The organism is Enterobacter sp. MG-EB028, from assembly GCF_056673305.1.
The window spans coordinates 4833452-4856384 of record NZ_CP195079.1 but is presented as its reverse complement, the minus strand read 5'-3'; the positions used below and the strand labels follow the sequence as shown (position 1 = coordinate 4856384).

22 protein-coding genes are annotated in these 22933 nt (G+C 54.3%); 7 read left to right on the top strand and 15 right to left on the bottom strand.

What is annotated here, in order from left to right:
* Nucleotides 1–120: 120 nt before the first annotated feature.
* From ACR42C_RS22970 to asnC, 13 genes are all read right to left on the bottom strand, one after another.
* Nucleotides 121–540, bottom strand: a complete 420-nt coding sequence (locus ACR42C_RS22970; RefSeq protein ID WP_006177560.1) for a F0F1 ATP synthase subunit epsilon — start codon at nt 538–540, stop codon at nt 121–123.
* A 20-nt stretch (nt 541–560) separates the two neighbouring features.
* A complete protein-coding gene (atpD, locus tag ACR42C_RS22965; protein ID WP_003862362.1) occupies nt 561–1943 on the bottom strand; it encodes a F0F1 ATP synthase subunit beta in 1383 nt (460 codons plus the stop codon).
* Nucleotides 1944–1974: 31 nt separating this feature from the next.
* A complete protein-coding gene (atpG, locus tag ACR42C_RS22960) occupies nt 1975–2838 on the bottom strand; it encodes a F0F1 ATP synthase subunit gamma (RefSeq protein ID WP_003862364.1) in 864 nt (287 codons plus the stop codon).
* 51 nt (nt 2839–2889) lie between these two features.
* Complete coding sequence (atpA, locus tag ACR42C_RS22955) at nt 2890–4431, bottom strand: F0F1 ATP synthase subunit alpha (RefSeq protein ID WP_006808751.1); 1542 nt, start codon at nt 4429–4431, stop codon at nt 2890–2892.
* A gap of 12 nt (nt 4432–4443) precedes the next feature.
* A complete protein-coding gene (atpH, locus tag ACR42C_RS22950; RefSeq protein WP_003862369.1) occupies nt 4444–4977 on the bottom strand; it encodes a F0F1 ATP synthase subunit delta in 534 nt (177 codons plus the stop codon).
* Between the two features lie 14 nt (nt 4978–4991).
* Nucleotides 4992–5462 carry a F0F1 ATP synthase subunit B gene (gene atpF / locus ACR42C_RS22945; protein WP_003862370.1) on the bottom strand — a complete coding sequence of 157 codons (471 nt, stop codon included), beginning with the start codon at nt 5460–5462 and terminating at the stop codon, nt 4992–4994.
* Nucleotides 5463–5510: 48 nt separating this feature from the next.
* Nucleotides 5511–5750 carry a F0F1 ATP synthase subunit C gene (gene atpE / locus ACR42C_RS22940; RefSeq protein WP_000429386.1) on the bottom strand — a complete coding sequence of 80 codons (240 nt, stop codon included), beginning with the start codon at nt 5748–5750 and terminating at the stop codon, nt 5511–5513.
* A gap of 49 nt (nt 5751–5799) precedes the next feature.
* The gene (gene atpB / locus ACR42C_RS22935) at nt 5800–6615 is read right to left on the bottom strand and encodes a F0F1 ATP synthase subunit A (RefSeq protein ID WP_014881883.1); all 816 of its coding nucleotides are present in this window, start codon (nt 6613–6615) and stop codon (nt 5800–5802) included.
* Nucleotides 6616–6623: 8 nt separating this feature from the next.
* On the bottom strand, nt 6624–7004 hold the full coding sequence (atpI, locus tag ACR42C_RS22930) for a F0F1 ATP synthase subunit I (protein WP_008500194.1): 381 nt from the start codon (nt 7002–7004) through the stop codon (nt 6624–6626).
* A gap of 616 nt (nt 7005–7620) precedes the next feature.
* Entirely contained in the window at nt 7621–8244 is a 624-nt protein-coding gene (gene rsmG / locus ACR42C_RS22925) for a 16S rRNA (guanine(527)-N(7))-methyltransferase RsmG (RefSeq protein WP_316380845.1), read from the bottom strand.
* 107 nt (nt 8245–8351) lie between these two features.
* Nucleotides 8352–10241, bottom strand: a complete 1890-nt coding sequence (gene mnmG / locus ACR42C_RS22920) for a tRNA uridine-5-carboxymethylaminomethyl(34) synthesis enzyme MnmG (protein ID WP_032644275.1) — start codon at nt 10239–10241, stop codon at nt 8352–8354.
* 374 nt (nt 10242–10615) lie between these two features.
* The gene (mioC, locus tag ACR42C_RS22915) at nt 10616–11065 is read right to left on the bottom strand and encodes an FMN-binding protein MioC (RefSeq protein WP_116343668.1); all 450 of its coding nucleotides are present in this window, start codon (nt 11063–11065) and stop codon (nt 10616–10618) included.
* Nucleotides 11066–11155: 90 nt separating this feature from the next.
* On the bottom strand, nt 11156–11614 hold the full coding sequence (gene asnC, locus ACR42C_RS22910; RefSeq protein WP_008500198.1) for a transcriptional regulator AsnC: 459 nt from the start codon (nt 11612–11614) through the stop codon (nt 11156–11158).
* Between the two features lie 151 nt (nt 11615–11765).
* Here asnC and asnA point away from each other — a divergent pair, with 151 nt between their 5' ends.
* Entirely contained in the window at nt 11766–12758 is a 993-nt protein-coding gene (asnA, locus tag ACR42C_RS22905; RefSeq protein ID WP_116343669.1) for an aspartate--ammonia ligase, read from the top strand.
* Here asnA and viaA read toward each other — a convergent pair whose 3' ends face one another.
* Both viaA and ravA read right to left on the bottom strand, forming a co-directional pair.
* Complete coding sequence (viaA, locus tag ACR42C_RS22900; protein ID WP_479984600.1) at nt 12759–14210, bottom strand: ATPase RavA stimulator ViaA; 1452 nt, start codon at nt 14208–14210, stop codon at nt 12759–12761. It lies immediately after the preceding gene.
* Nucleotides 14204–15700 (bottom strand): ATPase RavA, encoded by a 1497-nt coding sequence (gene ravA, locus ACR42C_RS22895; RefSeq protein ID WP_479984599.1) that lies wholly within the window; start codon nt 15698–15700, stop codon nt 14204–14206. The genes viaA and ravA overlap by 7 nt, the downstream gene beginning before the upstream one ends.
* Nucleotides 15701–15921: 221 nt before the next feature.
* Here ravA and kup point away from each other — a divergent pair, with 221 nt between their 5' ends.
* The 6 genes from kup to rbsK all read left to right on the top strand — a co-directional run bounded on the left by kup (nt 15922) and on the right by rbsK (nt 22930).
* The gene (kup, locus tag ACR42C_RS22890) at nt 15922–17790 is read left to right on the top strand and encodes a low affinity potassium transporter Kup (protein WP_116343672.1); all 1869 of its coding nucleotides are present in this window, start codon (nt 15922–15924) and stop codon (nt 17788–17790) included.
* Between the two features lie 281 nt (nt 17791–18071).
* The gene (gene rbsD / locus ACR42C_RS22885) at nt 18072–18491 is read left to right on the top strand and encodes a D-ribose pyranase (RefSeq protein WP_116343673.1); all 420 of its coding nucleotides are present in this window, start codon (nt 18072–18074) and stop codon (nt 18489–18491) included.
* 7 nt (nt 18492–18498) lie between these two features.
* Nucleotides 18499–20004, top strand: coding sequence for a ribose ABC transporter ATP-binding protein RbsA (gene rbsA, locus ACR42C_RS22880; RefSeq protein ID WP_479985221.1), 1506 nt, complete (start codon nt 18499–18501; stop codon nt 20002–20004).
* 4 nt (nt 20005–20008) lie between these two features.
* Nucleotides 20009–20974, top strand: a complete 966-nt coding sequence (gene rbsC, locus ACR42C_RS22875; RefSeq protein WP_047360514.1) for a ribose ABC transporter permease — start codon at nt 20009–20011, stop codon at nt 20972–20974.
* Between the two features lie 27 nt (nt 20975–21001).
* A complete protein-coding gene (gene rbsB, locus ACR42C_RS22870; protein ID WP_013099394.1) occupies nt 21002–21892 on the top strand; it encodes a ribose ABC transporter substrate-binding protein RbsB in 891 nt (296 codons plus the stop codon).
* A 108-nt stretch (nt 21893–22000) separates the two neighbouring features.
* A complete protein-coding gene (rbsK, locus tag ACR42C_RS22865; RefSeq protein WP_395313964.1) occupies nt 22001–22930 on the top strand; it encodes a ribokinase in 930 nt (309 codons plus the stop codon).
* The last annotated feature ends 3 nt before the right edge of the window (nt 22931–22933 follow it).

Sequence of the window (22933 nt, the reverse complement as noted above, 5' to 3'; positions counted from 1 at the left end):
TTGAGAGAGAAGTAAAAACGTTTGATGCCTAAAATTCTACATCTTTTACATCATGAATTAAGGATCAAAAAAAAAGCCAGCCTGGTATCCAGACTGGCTTTTGTGCTTTTCAAGCCGGTGTTACATCGCTTTTTTGGTCAACTCGATAACGCGCAGTTTCGCGATCGCTTTGGCCAGCTCCGCAGACGCCTGAGCGTAATCCACGTCACCATGAGAGCTGCTAATGTGCTCTTCAGCCTTACGCTTCGATTCCAGGGCTCGCGCTTCGTCGAGATCCTGGCCACGAATAGCGGTATCGGCCAGAACGGTCACACTGCCTGGCTGCACTTCAAGAATGCCGCCGGACAGATAGATAAACTCTTCGTGACCGAACTGTTTAACGATGCGGATCATACCAGGCTTAATGGCGGTGAGCAGCGGTGCGTGACCCGGGAAAATACCCAGTTCACCTTCACTACCCGTTACCTGGATTTTCTCGACCAGACCAGAGAACATTTGTTGCTCTGCGCTGACGACGTCCAGGTGGTAAGTCATTGCCATATCACCCTCCGATTAAGGCGTTAAAGTTTTTTGGCTTTTTCCACGGCTTCTTCGATGGAACCAACCATGTAGAACGCCTGCTCTGGCAGGTGATCGTATTCGCCTTCCATGATGCCTTTAAAGCCACGGATGGTGTCTTTCAGGGAAACGTATTTACCCGGAGAACCGGTGAATACTTCCGCAACGAAGAACGGCTGGGACAGGAAGCGCTGGATCTTACGCGCACGTGCTACCACCAGTTTGTCTTCTTCAGACAGTTCATCCATACCCAGGATGGCGATGATGTCTTTCAGTTCCTGGTAACGCTGCAGCAGGGACTGTACGCCACGCGCGGTGTCGTAGTGTTCCTGACCAACAACCAGTGGATCCAGCTGACGGCTGGTGGAGTCCAGCGGGTCAACGGCCGGGTAGATACCCAGAGACGCGATCTGACGGCTCAGTACCACGGTTGCGTCTAAGTGCGCAAAGGTGGTTGCTGGAGATGGGTCAGTCAAGTCATCCGCAGGTACGTATACCGCCTGAACGGAGGTGATAGAACCGGTTTTGGTAGAGGTGATACGTTCCTGAAGAACACCCATCTCTTCCGCCAGGGTCGGCTGGTAGCCTACCGCTGAAGGCATACGACCCAGCAGTGCAGATACTTCCGTACCGGCCAGGGTGTAACGATAGATGTTATCAACGAACAGCAGAACGTCACGGCCTTCGTCACGGAATTTCTCAGCCATCGTCAGGCCAGTCAGCGCAACGCGCAGACGGTTTCCTGGTGGCTCGTTCATCTGGCCGTAAACCAGGGATACTTTGTCCAGAACGTTGGAGTCGGTCATTTCGTGGTAGAAGTCGTTACCCTCACGAGTACGTTCACCTACACCCGCAAACACGGAGTAACCGGAGTGCTCGATCGCGATGTTACGGATCAGCTCCATCATGTTTACGGTTTTACCTACACCCGCACCACCGAACAGACCAACTTTACCGCCCTTCGCAAACGGACACATCAGGTCGATAACTTTGATACCGGTTTCCAGCAGTTCCTGAGAGCTGGACAGCTCTTCGTAGGAAGGTGCCGCGCGGTGGATAGCCCAACGCTCTTCTTCACCGATGTCGCCCTTCATGTCGATTGGCTGACCCAATACGTTCATGATACGACCCAGTGTTGCTTTACCTACCGGGACTTCGATCGGGTGCTCAAGGTCTTTAACTTCCAGACCACGACGCAGACCGTCGGAAGAACCCATCGCGATGGTACGCACGATACCGCCGCCGAGCTGCTGCTGAACTTCCAGCACCAGGCTCTCGTTACCATTCTGTACCTCAAGCGCGTCGTACACGCGTGGTACGGCGTCCTGAGGGAACTCGACGTCCACCACGGCGCCGATTACCTGGACAATCTTTCCAGTAGCCATCTTGAATCCTCTACGTAATTCGTAAACCTGGTTAAACCGCGGCGGCCCCCGAGACGATCTCGGTGAGTTCCTGAGTAATGCTGGCCTGACGAGCTTTGTTGTAAACCAACTGCAGCTCTTTAATCAGGCTGCCGCCATTATCGGTCGCGGCTTTCATCGCCACCATTCGTGCGGCCTGCTCGCTGGCCAGGTTTTCTACAACGCCCTGATAAACCTGAGATTCAACGTAACGACGCAGCAGGGTATCCAGCAGCGGTTTCGGATCGGGTTCATACAGGTAATCCCAGGCTTTCTGCTTCAGCTCGTCATCTTCTGATGCCGGTAACGGCAGCATCTGAGTGAGCGTTGGAACCTGAGACATGGTGTTAATGAATTTGTTGCTGACAACGTACAGTCTGTCCAGGCGGCCTTCATCGTAGGCCTGCAACATCACTTTAACCGGGCCGATCAGTTCAGACAGGGACGGGTTATCACCCATACCGGTCACCTGAGCGACAATGTTGCCACCAACGGAGTTAAAGAAAGAGACGCCTTTAGAGCCAATCAGTGCCAGATCGCACTGAACGCCTTTATCAGACCAGCCTTTCATATCCGCCAGCAGTTTTTTGAACAGGTTAATGTTCAAGCCGCCACACAGACCACGGTCAGTCGACACCACCAGGTAGCCCACGCGCTTAACGTCGCGTTCTTCCAGGTAAGGGTGCTTATATTCCAGATTACCGTTTGCAAGGTGACCAATCACTTTGCGCATGGTCTCTGCATAAGGACGGCTGGCCGCCATGCGATCCTGCGATTTACGCATTTTGGAAGCGGCGACCATCTCCATCGCTTTAGTGATCTTTTGCGTGTTCTGGACGCTTGCGATCTTACTACGTATCTCTTTTGCGCCGGCCATGAGCTTCTCCTCAATGCCAGGCGGCTTGCCCTGAGACAAGCCGCCGGACGATTACCAGGATTGGGTTGCTTTGAAGGAATCGAGGATAGCTTTCAGCTTGCCTTCGATTTCGTCGTTATAGCCACCGGTCTGGTTGATCTCTTGCATCAGCGGAGCGTGATCACGGTCGACGTAAGCCAGCAGAGCGGCTTCGAAGCTACCGATTTTCGCCAGTTCCACATCTTCGAGGTAACCGCGTTCAGCCGCGAACAGTACCAGGCCCTGCTGAGCAACAGACATTGGAGCGTACTGTTTCTGCTTCAGCAGTTCGGTCACTTTCTGACCGTGGCTCAGCTGTTTACGGGTTGCTTCGTCCAGATCGGATGCGAACTGAGAGAACGCAGCCAGTTCACGATACTGTGCCAGCGCGGTACGGATACCACCGGACAGTTTCTTGATGATCTTGGTCTGAGCAGCACCACCCACACGGGATACGGAGATACCCGGGTTAACCGCCGGACGAATACCGGAGTTAAACAGGTTGGTTTCCAGGAAGATCTGACCATCGGTAATGGAGATTACGTTGGTCGGAACGAACGCAGAAACGTCACCCGCCTGGGTTTCAATGATCGGCAGAGCGGTCAGAGAACCTGTTTTACCCTTCACTTCACCTTTGGTGAAGTTCTCGACGTATTCCGCGTTAACGCGGGAAGCACGCTCCAGCAGACGAGAGTGGAGGTAGAATACGTCGCCCGGGAATGCTTCACGTCCTGGTGGACGACGGAGCAGCAGGGAAACCTGACGATAAGCAACAGCCTGTTTAGACAGGTCATCGTATACGATCAGCGCATCTTCACCGCGGTCACGGAAGTATTCGCCCATTGCGCAACCAGCGTATGGCGCCAGGTATTGCAGTGCAGCAGATTCAGAAGCGGTAGCCACAACAACGATGGTGTTAGACAGCGCGCCGTGCTCTTCCAGTTTACGAACCACGTTAGAAATGGTGGACGCTTTCTGGCCGATAGCCACGTACACACATTTGATGCCGGAGTCACGCTGGTTGATAATGGCGTCGATTGCCATCGCGGTTTTACCGGTCTGACGGTCACCGATGATCAGTTCACGCTGACCACGACCGATTGGGATCATGGCGTCAACGGACTTATAACCAGTCTGCACTGGCTGATCAACGGACTGACGGTCGATAACGCCCGGTGCGATAACTTCGATTGGGGAGAAGCCATCGTGCTCAACCGGACCTTTACCGTCGATTGGCGCACCCAGGGTGTTAACAACGCGACCCAGCAGGCCACGGCCAACCGGCACTTCCAGAATACGGCCAGTACACTTAACCTTCATGCCTTCGGCGAGGTCAGCGTATGGACCCATCACAACTGCACCTACGGAGTCGCGCTCCAGGTTCAGTGCGATAGCGTAACGGTTACCCGGCAGGGAAATCATCTCACCCTGCATACAATCGGCCAGGCCGTGGATGCGGATAACACCGTCACTTACAGAAACAATAGTACCTTCGTTGTGAGCTTCACTCACAACACTGAACTGAGCAATGCGCTGCTTGATCAGTTCGCTGATTTCGGTGGAATTCAGTTGCATGCTCCAGTCCCCTTAAGACTGCAAGACGTCTGCAAGGCGCTCAAGACGGCCGCGTACGCTGCCATCAATGACCATATCACCCGAGCGGATGATTACGCCTGCCATTACAGACTTATCGATTTTGCAATTCAGCTTAACTTTGCGTGACAGACGTTTTTCCATCGCGGCGGTAATTTTCGCAAGCTGTTCGTCACTCAGTTCAGTCGCGGAAGTCACTTCGACTTCTGCAGTAGCTTCACTAAGGGCACGTAAGTGCTCAAACTGCTCGAGAACATCCGGGAGCACACGGAGACGACCATTTTCTGCCATCACCTTAATCAGGTTCTGGCCGTTGGCATCCAGTTGCTCTCCGCACACGGCGATAAACGACGCGGCGAGGGTTTCAGGTGCTAACGCACCGGAAAGCAACTCGGCCATTTGTTCGTTTTTCGTCACCTCAGCGGCAAACGCCAGCATATTCTGCCAGCGATCGACATTTTGGTGTTCGACAGCAAAGTCAAAAGCTGCTTTGGCGTAGGGGCGAGCTACCGTAACAAATTCAGACATCAGCCCCTCCCTCCTTACAGTTCAGCGACAAGTTTGTCCACGATGTCGCTGTTAGCAGCTTCATCCACGGAACGTTCGATGATCTTCTCGGCGCCAGCAACAGCCAGAATCGCAACCTGCTTACGCAGTTCTTCACGAGCACGTTTACGCTCAGCTTCAATTTCAGCCTGAGCCTGTGTCACGATCTTAGTACGTTCCTGTTCTGCTTCAGCTTTGGCTTCGTCCAGGATCTGAGAACGGCGTTTGTTAGCCTGTTCAATGATTACCTGAGCTTCAGCTTTCGCTTTTTTCAGCTGGTCTGTCGCGTTGGCCTGTGCAAGGTCCAAATCTTTCTTAGCGCGTTCTGCGGAAGCCAGACCGTCAGCAATTTCTTTCTGACGTTTTTCGATGGCAGCCATTAAAGGCGGCCATACATACTTCATGCAGAACCAGACAAAGAGAATAAACGCGATGGCCTGGCCGAGGATTGTTGCGTTCATGTTCACAGCACAATACCTCTTAAATTTCTGTGGCTTGGGGTTTTAAAACAACTACTACGCGACAGCAAACATCACGTACAGACCCAGACCTACAGCGATCATTGGGATTGCATCCACCAGACCCATAACGATAAAGAACTGAGTACGCAGCAGAGGAATCAGATCAGGTTGACGCGCTGCGCCTTCCAGGAATTTACCTCCGAGGATGCCGATACCGATCGCAGCACCGATAGCCGCCAGACCCATCATCACAGCGGCAGCCATGTACAGCAGATCCATATTCAGGTTTTCCATGACAGTCTCCAGTTTGTTTCAATTAAAACGTAGTAGTGTTGGTAAAAAATCAGTGCTCTTCAGACGCCATCGACAGATAGACGATCGTCAGAACCATGAAGATAAAGGCTTGCAGCGTAATGATCAGGATGTGGAAAATGGCCCACGGCACATTAAGAATCCACTGTGACCACCACGGCAGAAGACCCGCGATCAGAATGAAAATCAGCTCACCCGCATACATGTTGCCGAACAGTCGCAGACCCAGTGAAACAGGTTTGGACAGCAGGCTAACGCCTTCCAGGATCAGGTTGACCGGAATAAACGCCCAGTGGTTGAACGGCTGCAAGGTAAGCTCTTTCACAAAGCCGCTTACGCCTTTCATTTTGATGCTGTAGAAAAGAATCAGGATAAACACGCCCAGCGCCATCGACAGGGTGATGTTCACGTCCGCGGACGGTACCACACGCAGCGCAGGCAGGCCGAAGATGTGCTCGCCGATGAACGGCAGCAGGTCAATTGGCAGCAGGTCCATCAGGTTCATCAGGAAGACCCAAACGAACACGGTCAGGGCCAGCGGAGCAATCAGCTTGCTCTTACCATGGTACATATCTTTCACGCTGCCATGGACGAAGCCGATGATCATCTCAACGAACGTCTGGAATTTCCCTGGAACACCGCTGGTCGCTTTTTTAGCAACGCTGCGGAACATGGCCAGGAACAGAAGACCCAAAACCACCGAGAAGAACATGGAGTCGATGTTGATCGTCCAGAAGGTGGCCGGGGGGTTATGTGGATCCACCAGCGAGAATGTACGCAGGTCCAGCTGAAGGTTATTCAGATGGTGACCTATGTAATCCTGCGGCGTCATATTTTCTGAAGCCATGATGCCTTTTACCCTTTGTTATTGATTACAGCTGGAGCCAGAACTTGTACCACCAGCACCAAAACCCACGTTGCTATCAGCGGCATGAATACCACTTTCAAAACCGCCAGCGCCATCACCAGTAGAGCAAAGGTCAGCAACACCTTACACACTTCGCCGAGGGCGAAGGACCAGGCCACGCGGCCTTTGGCGGGTGTATGCGCCTGATGACGCCAGGCAAAAATCATAAACAACACGTTTGGCAGCACGACCGCCAAACCCCCGCACACGGCGGAGATGCCCCAGAAGGGGTCTTTGAGGCTAAACAGCAGTCCACTTGCTATCACAGCCAGAAACTGAATGAACAGAAGCTTACGAGCAACGTTTCTACTCAAGAGCGACACAGACATCACGTTTTTACTCCTGCTCCCTTCGAGGTATGCCGCGTGTCGTATAAAACGTCCTTTAAGGCTCAGAGTCAAGCATCAAAAAGCGGACAAATTATACGGTGCGTACCCGTGATTTCAAACATTAAGTAGCGAAAAGGTGAATAAATGTTTAAATATTTTTCCCCACCGCTATTTTTTAACTTTCGTAGAAAGCATCGACCTTCGAGCAAAACTGCAAACAGCGCGAAAACGTTGACTACAAAGCGTGCACGAGATCACAAAACACACATTTGCGATAAGGTTGTATTTATCAAAGCCGTAATTCGCCCAGAATTATCTTTCTGAAATTAAAGATAAAATATCGCAACTATTTTCAAAACAGCCCCGTACACAATAAAAACCTTTTATTGACATTCTTAATAAATATTTAACATTGTGTTCTGGTTACAGTCTTCCACTTTTAGCAGGCTGATATTTTCATAGTTGACTATCTTCACGATGAATAATCAGCGCGAGGTTAACTGCAAGAAAACCCATAGTAAAAAAGTGGTTAAACGCTCTCTGATAAATCCCGGGTAGATGTGCTGTTTTTTAACATGCTCAGAACAGCACAAATTCCACATTTTTTATTAATTTTTTAAAAATTGTTTGGCTTAATTATCACCAGATGACGTTCACCATCGAGCTGAGGAACGTTTAATTTCTCGATGGTTTCAACGCTAAAACCGTCCGGAAGCTGTTCAATTTCATCACCGGGCAGCTGTCCTTTAAGCGCATAAAAACGGCCATCGACTGCCGGCAGATGCTTACACCAGCTCACCATGTCATTGAGCGAAGCAAACGCGCGGCTGATAACACCGTCAAACGGCGGCTCCGCCGGGAACTCCTCTACCCTGCTCTGTACGGGCGTGATGTTATCCAGCTTAAGTTCATGCTGGACCTGACGTAAAAAGCGCACGCGCTTGCCCAGGCTGTCCAGCAGCGTGAAATGGCTCTCAGGTCGGACAATCGACAGCGGAACGCCCGGTAAACCAGGCCCCGTCCCCACGTCGATAAAACGCTCACCTTTCAGATACGGCGCGACCACGATGCTGTCGAGAATATGGCGTACCAGCATCTCGTTGGGGTCGCGAACAGACGTCAGGTTGTACGCTTTATTCCATTTGTTCAGCGTATCGACATACGCCACCAGCTGGTTTTTCTGGTGATCGGTGAGCGAAATACCTGCCTGATCCAGCAGACGAGAGAGTTTATTGAGCACGGTGAATACCTGTTTAGAAACAATTTGCCCGGTGGCGCTAACGCTTACCGGGCCTACGAACGATGTTGGGCGGGTAAGCAAAGCGCCACCCGCCAAAACGATTGCAATTACGCGCTGCGGCGCAACATACCCTGCTTTTTCAGCCACACCAGCAGAATCGAAATCGCGGCAGGCGTGACGCCGGAGATCCGTGAAGCCTGGCCAATCGATACCGGTTTGTGATCGTTCAGCTTAGCGATCACTTCGTTGGACAGGCCCGTCACCTGACGGTAGTCCAGCATTTCCGGAAGCAGCGTGTTTTCGTTGCGCTGCTGTTTTTCGATCTCATCCTGCTGACGCGCGATGTAACCTTCGTACTTCACCTGTATTTCGACCTGTTCAGCGGCTTCCGCGTCTTCAAGACCCGGGGCGAACGCGGTGAGTTTCACCAGATTCTCATAGGTCACTTCCGGACGACGCAGCAGATCTTCGCCGCTGGCTTCCCGCGAGAGTGGCGCAGTTAAGTGAGCGTTCACTTCGGCAGCAGTTTCCGCCTGCGGATTTACCCACGTGGTTTTCAGGCGCTGGCGTTCCTGTTCAATGCGCTCCAGCTTCTCGTTGAAGCGCGCCCAGCGTTCGTCATCCACCAGACCCAGCTCGCGGCCCATCTCGGTCAGACGCAGGTCGGCGTTGTCCTCGCGCAGCATCAGACGATATTCCGCGCGAGAGGTAAACATGCGGTACGGTTCTTTGGTGCCCAGGGTGCACAGATCGTCAACCAGCACGCCCAGATAGGCCTGAGAACGCGCCGGCGCCCATCCCTCTTTCTCGGCAGAGAAGCGAGCGGCATTCAGACCGGCCAGCAAACCCTGCGCTGCGGCTTCTTCGTAGCCGGTGGTGCCGTTAATCTGGCCCGCGAAGAACAGACCGTGGATGAATTTGCTCTCCAGCGTCGGCTTCAGGTCACGCGGGTCGAAGAAATCGTACTCAATAGCGTAGCCAGGGCGAACGATTTTCGCATTCTCCATCCCCTGCATTGAGCGAACAATCTGCATCTGCACGTCGAACGGCAGGCTGGTGGAGATGCCGTTCGGGTAAATTTCGTTTGAGGTCAGCCCTTCCGGCTCCAGGAAGATCTGGTGCTGGTTACGATCGGCAAAGCGCATCACTTTGTCTTCGATCGACGGGCAGTAGCGTGGGCCTATCCCTTCGATCACGCCAGCGTACATGGGGCTGCGATCGAGGTTATTGCGGATCACGTCGTGGGTTTTCTCGTTGGTATGCGTGATGTAGCACGGTACCTGCTGCGGATGCTGCGCCGCGTTGCCCATGAACGAGAAGACCGGCATCGGGTTATCACCGTGCTGTTGCGCCAGCACGCTGAAATCAATGGTCCGCGCATCAATACGCGGCGGCGTACCGGTTTTCAGGCGGCTAACGCGCAGCGGCAGCTCACGCAGACGACGAGACAGTGGAATAGACGGCGGATCGCCGGCACGGCCACCGCTGTAGTTATCCAGACCGATATGAATTTTGCCGTCCAGGAATGTCCCGACTGTCAGCACTACGGCTTTAGCACGGAACTTGAGGCCCATCTGGGTCACGGCGCCCACAACGCGATCGTTTTCAACGATAAGATCTTCTACCGCCTGCTGGAAGATCATCAGGTTCGGCTGGTTCTCCAGTGCGGTGCGTACGGCCTGACGGTAAAGCACGCGGTCTGCCTGTGCACGGGTGGCACGAACAGCGGGGCCTTTACTTGCGTTTAGTATCCTAAACTGGATGCCAGCCCGATCGATCGCTTTCGCCATCAGGCCGCCAAGTGCATCCACTTCTTTTACCAGGTGTCCTTTCCCAATGCCGCCAATCGCCGGATTACAGGACATCTGTCCCAGCGTGTCGATATTGTGTGTCAAAAGCAGGGTCTGCTGACCCATACGCGCTGCGGCCATTGCGGCCTCAGTGCCTGCGTGACCCCCGCCAATGATGATGACGTCAAAAGGATCCTGATAAAACATGGTGGTCTGCCTCGCGTAAAGCGGTATGAAAATGGATTGAAGCCCGGGCCGTGGATTCTACTCAACTTTAGTCTTTCGAGAAAGCATTGGGATCCTGGGCTATTAAAAAGAAGATCTTTTTATTTAGAGATCTGTTCTATTGTGATCTCTTATTAGGATCGCGGACCCATGTGGATAAGTCCGATCCCGCAAATAAGATCATGCAGTTAGGAAGGATCGTTTGCTGTGAATGATCGGTGATCCTGGACCGTATAAGCTGGGATCAGATCGCGAGTTTATACACAGGCTAAAAACTAAGCCACGGTTGTTATTTGGATAACTACGGGTTAATACGAGCTTTTAACCAGAGTTATCCACATCTGTTCGCGCGATCTTTAATCGTTTTTGAGTAAATTTTTCCATTCCGCGAGCCAGATCTCGGCCGGATCCTCCGGAATGTCATGATCGAGGATGTTGATCTTGAGCGTTTCACCCAGCTGTTTTGCCCCACAAGAGGTAACAGCGGCTTCGACTTTCTCTATTGCCCCGCAGAAGGTGTCATATTCACGACTGCCGATCCCCACCGCGCCAAAACGGACGTTTGACAGGTCGGGCTGCTGTTCAAGCAGTTCGTCATATAAAGGTTGCAGGTTATCCGGCAGATCGCCCGCGCCGTGCGTGGAGGTGATCAGCAGCCAGACCCCGTCATTCGGGAGATCTTCAAGCAGCGGCCCATGCAGGGTTTCCGTGGAAAAGCCCGCATCTTCCAGCTTCTCAGCCAGGTGTTCCGCTACATATTCCGCACCGCCAAGGGTGCTGCCGCTGATAAGGGTAATGTCCGCCATTGATCGCTCGCTCAGATAAAGAGGGGATCATTGTACGCTGTGAACGAGCTGGGATCTACCTGTGGAAAATGTGGGAATGAATTTGCCCGATCACGGGCGGATGGTACGCATGATCGGGTTTTGCAGGGAGATCAGTGTCTCGGTGGACTGAATTTCATCGATTGTTTGGATCTTGTTGATAAGTACCTGCTGGAGAGCATCGATGGATCGGCACATCACCTTTATAAAGATGCTGTAGTGCCCGGTGGTGTAGTACGCCTCGGTGACTTCATCGAGCGCGTTAAGCTTCGCCAGCGCGGAGGGGTAGTCTTTTGCGCTTTTAAGAATAATGCCGATGAAGCAGCAGACGTCGTAACCCAGCTGCTTCGGGCTGACGTCAATGCGCGCGCCGGTAATGATCCCTGCCTGCTTCATTTTCTCTACGCGAACGTGAATGGTTCCCGGGCTGACGCCAAACTGTTTTGCCAGTTCGGCGTAGGCTGTACGGGCATTGGCCATTAAGGCCTCCAGAATGCCGCGGTCCAGATTGTCGATCTGATAATTTTCCATAGCTTTTTCTTATGAAGATTAATGAATACCTCTATTCTAGCGTCATATTTTAACGAATCAAAAGTGAAGGCGGCTTTTTGTTGATGAGTTATTGAATTAAGTACCGGTTCTGTTGCTTAATCATTACCAACAGGACGCAGGAGTATAAATAATGAAAACCGCTTACATCGCAAAACAACGCCAGATCAGTTTCGTAAAATCCCATTTTTCCCGCCAGCTGGAAGAGAAGCTTGGTCTTATTGAAGTTCAGGCGCCAATTCTGAGCCGCGTGGGTGACGGGACGCAGGATAACCTGTCTGGATGCGAAAAAGCGGTACAGGTGAAAGTGAAAACATTGCCTGACGCACAGTTCGAAGTGGTTCATTCACTGGCGAAGTGGAAGCGTCAAACCCTGGGACAACACGACTTCAGCGCGGGCGAAGGGCTTTACACGCACATGAAAGCTCTTCGCCCCGATGAAGACCGTCTCTCCCCGATTCACTCTGTCTACGTTGACCAGTGGGACTGGGAGCGCGTAATGGGAGATGGTGAACGCCACGTCGGCACGCTGAAATCGACCGTTGAGGCGATCTACGCCGGGATCAAAGCGACCGAAGCGGCCGTGAGCAAAGAGTTTGGTCTGGCACCGTTCCTGCCGGAAACGATCCACTTTGTCCACAGCCAGGAACTGCTGAGCCGTTTTCCGGATCTGGATGCCAAAGGCCGCGAGCGGGCGATCGCCAAAGAGCTGGGCGCGGTATTTCTGATTGGCATCGGCGGTAAACTGTCTGATGGCAAGCGTCACGACGTTCGTGCGCCGGATTATGATGACTGGAGCACCGTGGCCGAAAGCGAATATGCCGGTCTGAACGGCGATATTCTGGTCTGGAACCCGGTTCTGGAAGATGCGTTTGAGCTCTCTTCTATGGGGATCCGCGTGGATGCTGACGCGCTGAAGCGCCAGCTGGCGGTGACCGGTGATGAAGATCGTCTCAAACTCGAGTGGCACCAGGCGCTGCTGCGCGGCGAAATGCCTCAGACGATTGGCGGCGGTATCGGCCAGTCCCGTCTGACCATGCTGCTGCTGCAGCTGTCCCATATCGGTCAGGTGCAGTGTGGAGTCTGGCCGCAGCAGGTTCGTGAAAGCGTCGGTTCTCTTCTTTAATTAACGTCGCCAGCGTCTGAGCAGGCGGCTCCGCAACCCGGTATCAAAGCGCCAGATATGATCGAAGATGCGCATGATGCCGGGCTTTCCATGGGCGGACATCGCCACCGCATGAAAACGGTGCTGATGCACCCGCTGCAGCTCCTTCACTTTATTTACCACATCATCCGGCAGCCGCTGGGCAATAAAATCTGAAATCACTACTGCGTCAGCGTCGTACCAGTCGCCGCCCTGCATACGCTCCACAATGCTTCGAAAACAACTGGCCAGATCGGTGCCGCCGCGAAAACGCTGGCTTAAAAAGCGGATGGCCTGCTCGATGCCCTGCTGGTTCGTCAGCTCATAGCCCACGACTTCACTGGAGAAGAGCATAATAAAGCAGCGACGGCGATCGGCGAGCGCAACGCGCATCAGCGCCAGACAGAACGCCTTCGCACACTGCTCGTTAAAACCGCCCATTGAGCCGGACGTATCCACGCAAACAATAAACGGCCCGCGCGGCTGTTCATCAAAATCCTGATGAACGACAGGGCGCTGGCTTAGCTTCTCGCGCCAGGCTTCGCCGTGCAGTCGATAGGTGAGAAGCTGTTTTTCCACCAGCCGACGGTAAAACTCATACTCCAGTTCGGTCATTCCCAGCGTGCTTAGCTCCGTGGGCAGCAGGCGCAGGATGTCGTCGCTTTGCTGAAGTCCGTCGACCTGTTCCGGCACGGTGGCCGGTTCGCGTACCAGGGTGCGGAAGGTTTCCATCGGGGCATCCTTCTTTGGGACAGACTTTGCCTCCCTGGACCGACCCAACTGTTCCGCGAGTTTCATCAGCTCCGGCTGCTGGGTTAAAAAGTCGCCGTACTTCACGATCAGCTGATAATCCCCGCGCCGCAGCTGCCCGGCGCTCATATCCCAGAGGCGACCGGCGGCGTTTTCATTTTCTACCAGCACCTCTTCGAGCTGACCGCTCAGGGTCATACGTTCCTGGACTTCACTGAGCAGCTGCTCGCGCTCTTCATCCAGCAGCTGTTGGTTCAGCGAGGTGGCCTGGACGACCAGGCTCAGGCGCCAGCGCTGTAAAAATAGCGTGTGCAGCGCCGGGGTAATGGTGGCATTTTCCGTGACCAGCGTTCTGGCCTGGCTGGCAAACGGAGAATGGACTTTATCGAGCAGCGCCAGGGCTTGCGGGATCTGGACGATAAACTGCGGCGTCGATAGCCGCTGGCACTGCTGATAGGCTGCGACTTCCTCCGTCAGTTCTGGCGGGACTTCCGTCTCCTTAAACCGCTGACGCAGGTTATCGCGCCAGCGTGGGAGATCGTCCGTCATTGCTTTTTTGAGCTTCGGGAATTTTTCAAAAAACGCCGCCAGCTGTGGGGACGCCAGAAGTGTTATCACCACCTCCTCAATTAACCCTTCCTCGCTGACCGCCAGCATGACGTTGAGCGTGTCCAGCGTTAGCATTGCCGTGCCTGTTTGATCTGCGCGCTGACGTCCTGCAGGCTGGCTTCAATGCGGCCTAACCAGTCGCTATGAATAAAGAGGCATTTTTGCTGCTCGCTGAAGCGGGTGTGCTGCTGGTGCCATTCGGTATCCAGCGCTTCCAGCTGCTGTTTGATCTCTTCCGGCACGCTGTCAGAGGCGGTGCCGGGAAGCGCAAGACGCGATCCCTGAAGGCTCACGTCGCGGATCACCAGGTGCTGACTGCTGTCCACTTCCATATTCAGCGGCTGCGCGAAACCGATGCCGTTGAGCTTACCGCGGATCTCTCCGCCCTTATCCAGCCACTGCGCCAGCGGCTCGCGCTCAATCGTAATGTGCACCACCTGCATATCATGCAGCTTGAGCGGCTGCTGGAGCAGCAATGTCAGCGTCGTGCCGGTCAGATCGGCGGGTAGCTCGTAATGCGGTTTGCGGGCGAACATGCCCCCCAGGCGATTCACTTTAAGCGCGGTTTTATCGCTTTGCTGCTGCTTGAGCTGTAAGCGCCGTTGGGCAATCGCCCCCAGTTGGTTGAGCATCGCCTGCTGCCCCCAGGCGTGTCCGGTCATCAAAACGTCCAGCTGCTGCTGCATCAGGTTCATGCCTTCTGCGTCGTGCCAGAGGCAGTCTTTTAGCAGGATCAGATCGATAGGGGCGACCGCGTCGCGACCACTGAACAGCGCGCTGGCCTGGAGGAGACGGATCGCTTTTTTCCAGCGACGGTCAGAGACATACGGGGCGGAAGGCAGTAAATCAAGCTGCTGGCGCAGCATGAAGATCAGCTCAAAAACGGCATCGGGCAGTTTTATTTTGCCGATCTCTTCCTGCCACTGATGGTACTCCTCGTCCGTCACCTGCAGTGAAGCAGCCACCGGGTTTTCGTTCTCATCCTGCTGGCTCACCAGCATGGAGCGGAAGTTTGATTTATCCTGTACTTTATCCAGCCACAGGCGGATCAGCATACGGTCATACAGCGCTTCCAGGCTGCTGTCTGCTTCGGGAAGTTCGTTTGACGCGGCCACCAGCAGGCGCATGGGGATTTTCTCTTCACTGGCCCCGTTGCGGAAACGACGTTCGTTAATTGCCGTCAGCAGGGTGTTCAGAATGGCCGGGCCGGCTTTCCAGATCTCATCGAGAAAGACGATTTCCGCTTCCGGAAGATAGCCCGCCGTCAGACGCTCATAGCGCCCCTCGTCCTTCAGTGCCTGAATAGAAAGCGGGCCGAAAACTTCTTCGGGGGTGGAGAAGCGCGTCATCAAATATTCAAATGCACGGGCGTTCTGAAAAGCGAACTTCAGGCGGCGTGCAATCAAACTTTTAGCAATGCCCGGCGGACCCAGCAGAAACACGCTTTCACCGCTCAGCGCCGCCAGCAGGCAAAGGCGAATGGCGTGGCTACGCTCGTAAAGGCCTTTCTCCAGCGCGCTGCTGAGGCGGGAAATTCTTTCTGCTAATAAATGTGAGTGAGCCATAATAGTTTTGCATCCTTTCGCCGTTGTGGCGGCCAATTGAAGCGAGTATAGACGTTTCAGTCAGGGCTGGTAATAGGCTGAAGTGCGGCGCAATTTTCTTTGCGCTACATTAATGCGGTTGCATTTAGGGGTACGATTTTGCAATGAATCGTGCATACTGTGCGCTTTTTGTGGACCAAGGGACAGGAACACATTTGTTATTTAAACGAAAAGACTAGTCTATGAGCACTGATAATAAGCAATCATTACCCGCAATTACGCTTGCGGCGATCGGGGTTGTCTACGGTGATATTGGCACCAGCCCGCTTTATACGCTTCGTGAATGTTTGTCCGGCCAGTTTGGCTTTGGTGTTGAGCGCGATGCCGTGTTTGGCTTCCTGTCCCTCATCTTCTGGCTGCTGATCCTGGTCGTTTCCGTTAAATATCTCTCCTTCGTTATGCGTGCAGATAACGCGGGCGAAGGCGGGATCCTGACCCTGATGTCTCTTGCCGGTCGCAATACCTCGGCCAGAATGACGTCCGTGCTGGTGATTATCGGCCTGATTGGCGGTAGCTTCTTCTATGGGGAAGTGGTGATAACACCGGCTATCTCAGTGCTCTCGGCGATAGAGGGGCTGGAAATTATCGCGCCACAGCTCGATTCATGGGTGGTTCCGCTGGCCATAATTGTCCTGACGCTGCTGTTCATGATCCAGAAACACGGTACCGGGCTGGTGGGCAAACTGTTTGCGCCGATTATGCTGGCCTGGTTCGTGATCCTGGCGGCGCTCGGCTTACGCAGCATTATCGCGAATCCGGACGTGCTGCATGCGCTAAACCCTTACTGGGCGGTGCATTTCTTCCTGGAATACAAAGTGGTTTCCTTCGTGGCGCTGGGGGCGGTCGTGCTCTCCATCACCGGTGTGGAAGCGCTGTATGCTGACATGGGGCACTTCGGAAAACTGCCGATCCGCGTGGCATGGTTTATTGTGGTGCTCCCTTCGCTGGTGCTGAACTACTTCGGTCAGGGCGCGCTGCTGCTTAAGAACCCGGAAGCGATTAAGAACCCGTTCTTCCTGCTGGCGCCTGACTGGGCGCTGGTGCCGATGCTCATTCTGGCCACGCTGGCGACCGTTATTGCCTCTCAGGCGGTGATTTCCGGGGTGTTCTCTTTGACCCGTCAGGCCGTTCGTCTGGGCTATCTCTCGCCAATGCGCATCATCCATACTTCAGAAATGGAGTCGGGCCAGATCTACATCCCGTTCGTTAACTGGCTGCTCTATTTTGCTGTTGTGATTGTGATTGTCAGCTTCGAGCACTCCAGTAACCTGGCCGCGGCCTACGGTATTGCGGTCACAGGTACTATGGTGCTGACGTCGCTTCTCTCCACCACGGTGGCGTACCGAAACTGGCACTGGAATAAATTCCTTGTAGCAATGATTCTGGTGGGCTTCCTGTGTATCGACGTGCCGCTGTTCTCTGCCAACCTCGACAAGATTGTTTCCGGCGGCTGGCTGCCGCTGACGCTGGGCCTGGTGATGTTCATTGTCATGACCACGTGGAAGAGCGAGCGCTTCCGTCTGCTGCGTCGCATGCACGAGCACGGCAATTCTCTTGAGGCGATGATCGCATCGCTGGAGAAATCACCGCCGGTTCGCGTGCCGGGCACCGCGGTTTATATGTCTCGTGCCCTGAATGTAATCCCGTTCGCGCTAATGCATAACCTCAAGCACAACAAGGTTCTGCACGAGCGCGTGATCCTGCTGACGCTACGTACAGAAGATGCGCCGTACGTTCACAACGTGCGTCGCGTTCAGATTGAGCAGCTGTCCCCGACCTTCTGGCGCGTGGTGGCAAGCTACGGCTGGCGCGAAACGCCTAACGTGGAAGAGGTGTTCCACCGCTGCGGCCTGGAAGGTCTGAGCTGCCGGATGATGGAGACGTCGTTCTTTATGTCGCACGAGTCGCTGATCATCGGCAAGCGCCCGTGGTATCTGCGCCTGCGCGGCAAGCTGTACCTGATCCTGCAGCGTAACGCCCTGCGCGCGCCTGACCAGTTTGAGATCCCGCCTAACCGCGTGATTGAGCTGGGAACGCAGGTCGAGATTTAAGTCTTTGTGCGGCCTGATGCCCTCAGCCCGACCCTCTCCCACAGGGCTGAGGGATTCCCACAAAATAATGTTTGCATGGACGACCCCCTCTCCCTTGAGGGAGAGGGGGCAAACATAAAAAACGGTAACCCTGGGGTTACCGTTTTGCATTTACCTCCACTACATTTCACTTAGCGAAACGTTTCGACGTTGATCACAATTCCGTTACGTCATGGTGGTTTTCTGAACACTCTTGCGTCTACACTCTTTTTAGCGAAACGTTTCGCTAGTGGAGCAAGAAAATGAAGAAAGGCACGGTTCTCAACTCAGAAATCTCATCGGTTATTTCCCGCCTTGGGCATACCGATACGCTGGTGGTTTGCGATGCAGGCTTACCGGTTCCGCGCAGCACAACCCGTATTGATATGGCGTTAACGCAGGGTGTTCCCTCGTTTATGCAGGTACTGGAAGTCGTGACGACGGAGATGCAGGTTGAGGCGGTCATTCTCGCGGCGGAAATCAAACAACATAATCCGCAACTCCACGAAACGTTGCTCAGCCACATTGAGCAACTGCAACAACACCAGGGAAACACCATAGAAATTCGTTACACAACGCACGAGCAGTTCAAACAACAAACCGCAGACAGTCAGGCGGTGATTCGCAGCGGGGAGTGTTCCCCGTATGCGAATATCATTCTCTGTGCTGGCGTCACCTTCTGAGGCCATCATGGACGCATTACTGCAACTTAAAGGGATCGATAAGTCGTTCCCGGGCGTAAAAGCCCTCTCCGGCGCGGCGCTGAACGTCTACCCCGGGCGCGTGATGGCGCTGGTGGGGGAAAACGGCGCCGGCAAATCCACCATGATGAAAGTGCTGACCGGGATCTACCAGCGCGATGCCGGTTCGTTGCTATGGCTGGGCAAAGAGACCACCTTTAACGGCCCGAAATCTTCACAGGAAGCGGGCATCGGCATTATTCACCAGGAGCTGAACCTTATCCCGCAGCTCACTATTGCAGAGAATATCTTCCTCGGCCGCGAGTTTGTGAACAGGTTCGGCAAAATCGACTGGAAAACCATGTACGCCGAAGCGGATAAACTCCTGGCGAAGCTGAACCTGCGCTTTAAAAGCGACCGCCTGGTGGGCGATCTCTCCATCGGCGATCAGCAGATGGTGGAAATCGCGAAGGTGCTGAGCTTTGAGTCGAAGGTCATCATTATGGATGAACCGACCGACGCCCTGACCGATACCGAAACCGAATCCCTGTTCCGCGTTATCCGCGAGCTGAAGTCGCAGGGACGTGGGATTGTCTATATTTCTCACCGCATGAAAGAGATCTTCGAAATCTGCGACGACGTCACCGTCTTCCGCGACGGGCAGTTTATTGCCGAGCGCGAAGTGGCGACGCTGACCGAAGATATGCTCATCGAAATGATGGTGGGACGCAAGCTTGAAGATCAGTATCCGCGTCTGGACAAAGCGCCAGGTGAGATCCGCCTGAAGGTGGACAACCTCTGCGGTCCGGGTGTGAACGACGTGACCTTTACCCTGCGTCAGGGGGAGATCCTGGGCGTGGCGGGCCTGATGGGCGCAGGCCGTACCGAGCTGATGAAAGTGCTCTACGGCGCACTGCCGCGCACCAGCGGTTATGTCACCCTCGACGGTCATGAAGTGGTGACCCGCTCGCCGCAGGACGGCCTGGCGAACGGCATCGTCTATATATCCGAAGACCGTAAGCGCGACGGCTTAGTGCTGGGTATGTCGGTAAAAGAGAACATGTCGCTTACCGCGCTGCGCTATTTCAGCCATAGCGGTGGGAGCCTGAAGCATAAAGACGAGCAGCAGGCGGTCAGCGATTTTATCCGTCTCTTCAACGTCAAAACCCCGTCGATGGAGCAGGCGATTGGCCTGTTGTCCGGCGGGAATCAGCAGAAAGTGGCTATTGCCCGCGGGCTGATGACGCGCCCGAAAGTATTGATCCTCGACGAGCCAACCCGCGGCGTGGACGTGGGCGCGAAGAAAGAGATCTATCAGCTGATTAACCAGTTTAAGGCCGACGGTCTGAGCATCATTCTGGTCTCTTCCGAGATGCCAGAGGTATTAGGCATGAGCGATCGCATTATCGTCATGCATGAAGGGCATCTCGGCGGTGAATTCACTCGCGAGCAGGCCACCCAGGAAGTTCTGATGGCTGCCGCTGTGGGCAAGCTTAATCGCGTGAATCAGGAGTAAGAAGATGACTACCCAGGCTGTTTCTGGTCGCCGCTATTTCACAAAGGCATGGCTGATGGAACAAAAATCGCTGATTGCCCTGCTGGTGCTGATCGCGATTGTGTCGACCATGAGCCCGAATTTCTTCACCGTGAATAACCTGTTCAACATTCTGCAGCAGACGTCGGTGAACGCTATTATGGCGGTCGGCATGACGCTGGTGATTTTGACCTCGGGTATCGATCTGTCCGTCGGTTCCCTGCTGGCGCTCACCGGTGCGATCGCCGCTTCGATTGTTGGTATTGAAGTTAACGCGCTGGTGGCTGTTGCTGCGGCCCTGGCAGCTGGCGCGGCGATAGGCGCTGTAACTGGCGTGATTGTGGCAAAGGGCCGCGTTCAGGCGTTTATCGCCACGCTGGTGATGATGCTGTTGCTGCGCGGTGTGACCATGGTTTACACCAACGGCAGCCCGGTTAATACCGGCTTTACCGATAACGCGGATCTGTTTGGCTGGTTCGGTATTGGCCGCCCGCTGGGCATTCCAACGCCGGTCTGGATCATGGCTATCGTCTTCCTGGCGGCGTGGTACATGCTGCATCACACCCGTCTGGGCCGTTATATCTATGCGCTGGGTGGTAACGAAGCGGCAACGCGCCTGTCCGGTATCAGCGTTAATAAAGTCAAAATTATCGTTTACTCCCTGTGTGGCCTGCTGGCCTCCCTGGCGGGCATCATCGAAGTGGCGCGCCTCTCCTCCGCGCAGCCGACGGCGGGTACGGGTTATGAGCTGGACGCCATTGCAGCAGTGGTTTTGGGCGGTACGAGTCTTGCGGGCGGTAAAGGTCGCATTGTTGGGACATTGATCGGCGCACTGATTCTTGGTTTCCTGAATAATGGTTTGAATTTGTTAGGTGTTTCCTCCTATTACCAGATGATCGTTAAGGCAGTGGTGATTTTGCTGGCGGTACTGGTAGACAACAAAAAACAGTAACTGACGACACTACAGGACATCTTAGATATGAACATGAAAAAACTGGCTACCCTGGTTTCCGCTGTCGCGCTGAGCGCAACCGTAAGTGCTAACGCCATGGCTAAAGACACCATCGCGCTGGTTATCTCCACGCTGAACAACCCGTTCTTCGTCTCCCTGAAGGACGGAGCGCAGAAAGAAGCGGACAAGCTGGGCTACAACCTGGTGGTGCTGGATTCTCAGAACAACCCGGCGAAAGAGCTGGCTAACGTTCAGGACTTAACCGTTCGTGGTACCAAGATTCTGCTGATCAACCCAACCGATTCTGATGCCGTAGGTAACGCCGTGAAGATGGCAAACCAGGCAAAAATCCCGGTCATTACCCTGGACCGTCAGGCGACGAAAGGCGACGTGGTCAGCCACATTGCTTCTGATAACGTGCTGGGCGGTAAAATCGCCGGTGACTACATTGCGAAGAAAGCCGGTGAAGGCGCGAAAGTTATCGAACTGCAGGGCATTGCCGGTACGTCCGCTGCCCGCGAGCGTGGTGAAGGCTTCCAGCAGGCTGTAGCAGCACATAAATTCAACGTGCTGGCTAGCCAGCCGGCAGACTTCGACCGTACTAAAGGTCTGAACGTCATGCAGAACCTGCTGACTGCGCATCCTGATGTGCAGGCAGTGTTCGCCCAGAACGACGAAATGGCGCTGGGCGCGCTGCGTGCCCTGCAGACTGCAGGTAAATCTGATGTGATGGTTGTCGGATTTGACGGCACGCCGGATGGTGAAAAAGCAGTAAATGATGGCAAACTGGCTGCGACCATCGCTCAGCTGCCTGAGCAGATTGGCGCCACTGGCGTGCAAACTGCCGATAAAGTGCTGAAGGGCGAAAAAGTTCAGGCCAAATATCCGGTTGACCTGAAGCTGGTCATTAAGCAGTAAAAGGCGATTCAGGCAGTCGCTGGCTGCCTGAGGGACACCAAATAAAAGAAAAGTGTGGCATACGCCACCGGGTAACACCGGTGGCGCTCTCAGATGGACAGCTCAACCATGAAAACCGCAGGCAACCTCGTCGTCCTTGGCAGTATCAATGCCGATCACATTCTTAACCTTGAAACCTTCCCCACGCCGGGCGAAACCGTCACGGGTAACCAGTACCAGGTGGCCTTTGGTGGTAAAGGCGCAAACCAGGCCGTCGCCGCCGGACGAAGTGGGGCGAATATCGCATTTATCGCCTGTACGGGGGATGACGACACCGGTGAGCGCGTACGCAAACAGCTGGCGAGCGACAACATTGATATTGCGCCAGTGAGCGTAGTCGAAGGGGAATCTACCGGCGTGGCGCTGATTTTCGTCAATGCGGAAGGTGAGAATGTCATCGGTATTCATGCGGGGGCTAATGCTGCGTTAACGACAGAACGCGTTGAAGCGCAACGCGGAATCATCGCTGGAGCGGAAGCCCTGCTGATGCAGCTGGAATCACCGGTTGAAAGCGTGCTGGCTGCGGCGAAAATTGCGCATGAAAATCATACCACTGTCGTACTTAACCCGGCCCCAGCCCGTGTATTATCAGACGAGCTGCTGGCGCTGGTGGACATCATTACGCCGAACGAAACCGAAGCCGAAAAGCTGACGGGCATTCGCGTTGAAAATGACGACGATGCCGCGCGTGCGGCGAAAGTGCTGCATGCAAAAGGCATCGGGACCGTTATCATTACTCTTGGCAGCCGTGGGGTGTGGGCAAGCGTAAACGGCGAAGGGCGTCGCGTGCCGGGCTTTAAGGTCAAAGCCATTGATACTATCGCCGCAGGAGACACCTTTAACGGTGCGCTGGTGACGGCGCTGCTGGAAGGAAACGTAATGGATGATGCCATCCGCTTTGCGCATGCCGCCGCCGCGATTGCGGTGACGCGCAAAGGCGCACAGCCTTCCGTTCCGTGGCGCAAAGAGATCGATGAATTCTTAAGTCAGCAGGGGTAACGT

Bases quoted from the DNA above. Each gene is read 5' to 3' on its own strand.
- atpA (WP_006808751.1), bottom strand. From the start codon at position 4,431: ATGCAACTGAATTCCACCGAAATCAGCGAACTGATCAAGCAGCGCATT.
- rbsD (WP_116343673.1), top strand. From the start codon at position 18,072: ATGAAGAAAGGCACGGTTCTCAACTCAGAAATCTCATCGGTTATTTCC.
- atpH (WP_003862369.1), bottom strand. From the start codon at position 4,977: ATGTCTGAATTTGTTACGGTAGCTCGCCCCTACGCCAAAGCAGCTTTT.
- atpG (WP_003862364.1), bottom strand. From the start codon at position 2,838: ATGGCCGGCGCAAAAGAGATACGTAGTAAGATCGCAAGCGTCCAGAAC.
- viaA (WP_479984600.1), bottom strand. From the start codon at position 14,210: ATGCTAACGCTGGACACGCTCAACGTCATGCTGGCGGTCAGCGAGGAA.
- rbsK (WP_395313964.1), top strand. From the start codon at position 22,001: ATGAAAACCGCAGGCAACCTCGTCGTCCTTGGCAGTATCAATGCCGAT.
- asnA (WP_116343669.1), top strand. From the start codon at position 11,766: ATGAAAACCGCTTACATCGCAAAACAACGCCAGATCAGTTTCGTAAAA.
- atpD (WP_003862362.1), bottom strand. From the start codon at position 1,943: ATGGCTACTGGAAAGATTGTCCAGGTAATCGGCGCCGTGGTGGACGTC.
- mioC (WP_116343668.1), bottom strand. From the start codon at position 11,065: ATGGCGGACATTACCCTTATCAGCGGCAGCACCCTTGGCGGTGCGGAA.
- mnmG (WP_032644275.1), bottom strand. From the start codon at position 10,241: ATGTTTTATCAGGATCCTTTTGACGTCATCATCATTGGCGGGGGTCAC.
- atpE (WP_000429386.1), bottom strand. From the start codon at position 5,750: ATGGAAAACCTGAATATGGATCTGCTGTACATGGCTGCCGCTGTGATG.
- atpI (WP_008500194.1), bottom strand. From the start codon at position 7,004: ATGTCTGTGTCGCTCTTGAGTAGAAACGTTGCTCGTAAGCTTCTGTTC.
- rbsC (WP_047360514.1), top strand. From the start codon at position 20,009: ATGACTACCCAGGCTGTTTCTGGTCGCCGCTATTTCACAAAGGCATGG.
- rbsA (WP_479985221.1), top strand. From the start codon at position 18,499: ATGGACGCATTACTGCAACTTAAAGGGATCGATAAGTCGTTCCCGGGC.
- atpB (WP_014881883.1), bottom strand. From the start codon at position 6,615: ATGGCTTCAGAAAATATGACGCCGCAGGATTACATAGGTCACCATCTG.
- ACR42C_RS22970 (WP_006177560.1), bottom strand. From the start codon at position 540: ATGGCAATGACTTACCACCTGGACGTCGTCAGCGCAGAGCAACAAATG.
- asnC (WP_008500198.1), bottom strand. From the start codon at position 11,614: ATGGAAAATTATCAGATCGACAATCTGGACCGCGGCATTCTGGAGGCC.
- ravA (WP_479984599.1), bottom strand. From the start codon at position 15,700: ATGGCTCACTCACATTTATTAGCAGAAAGAATTTCCCGCCTCAGCAGC.
- kup (WP_116343672.1), top strand. From the start codon at position 15,922: ATGAGCACTGATAATAAGCAATCATTACCCGCAATTACGCTTGCGGCG.
- rbsB (WP_013099394.1), top strand. From the start codon at position 21,002: ATGAACATGAAAAAACTGGCTACCCTGGTTTCCGCTGTCGCGCTGAGC.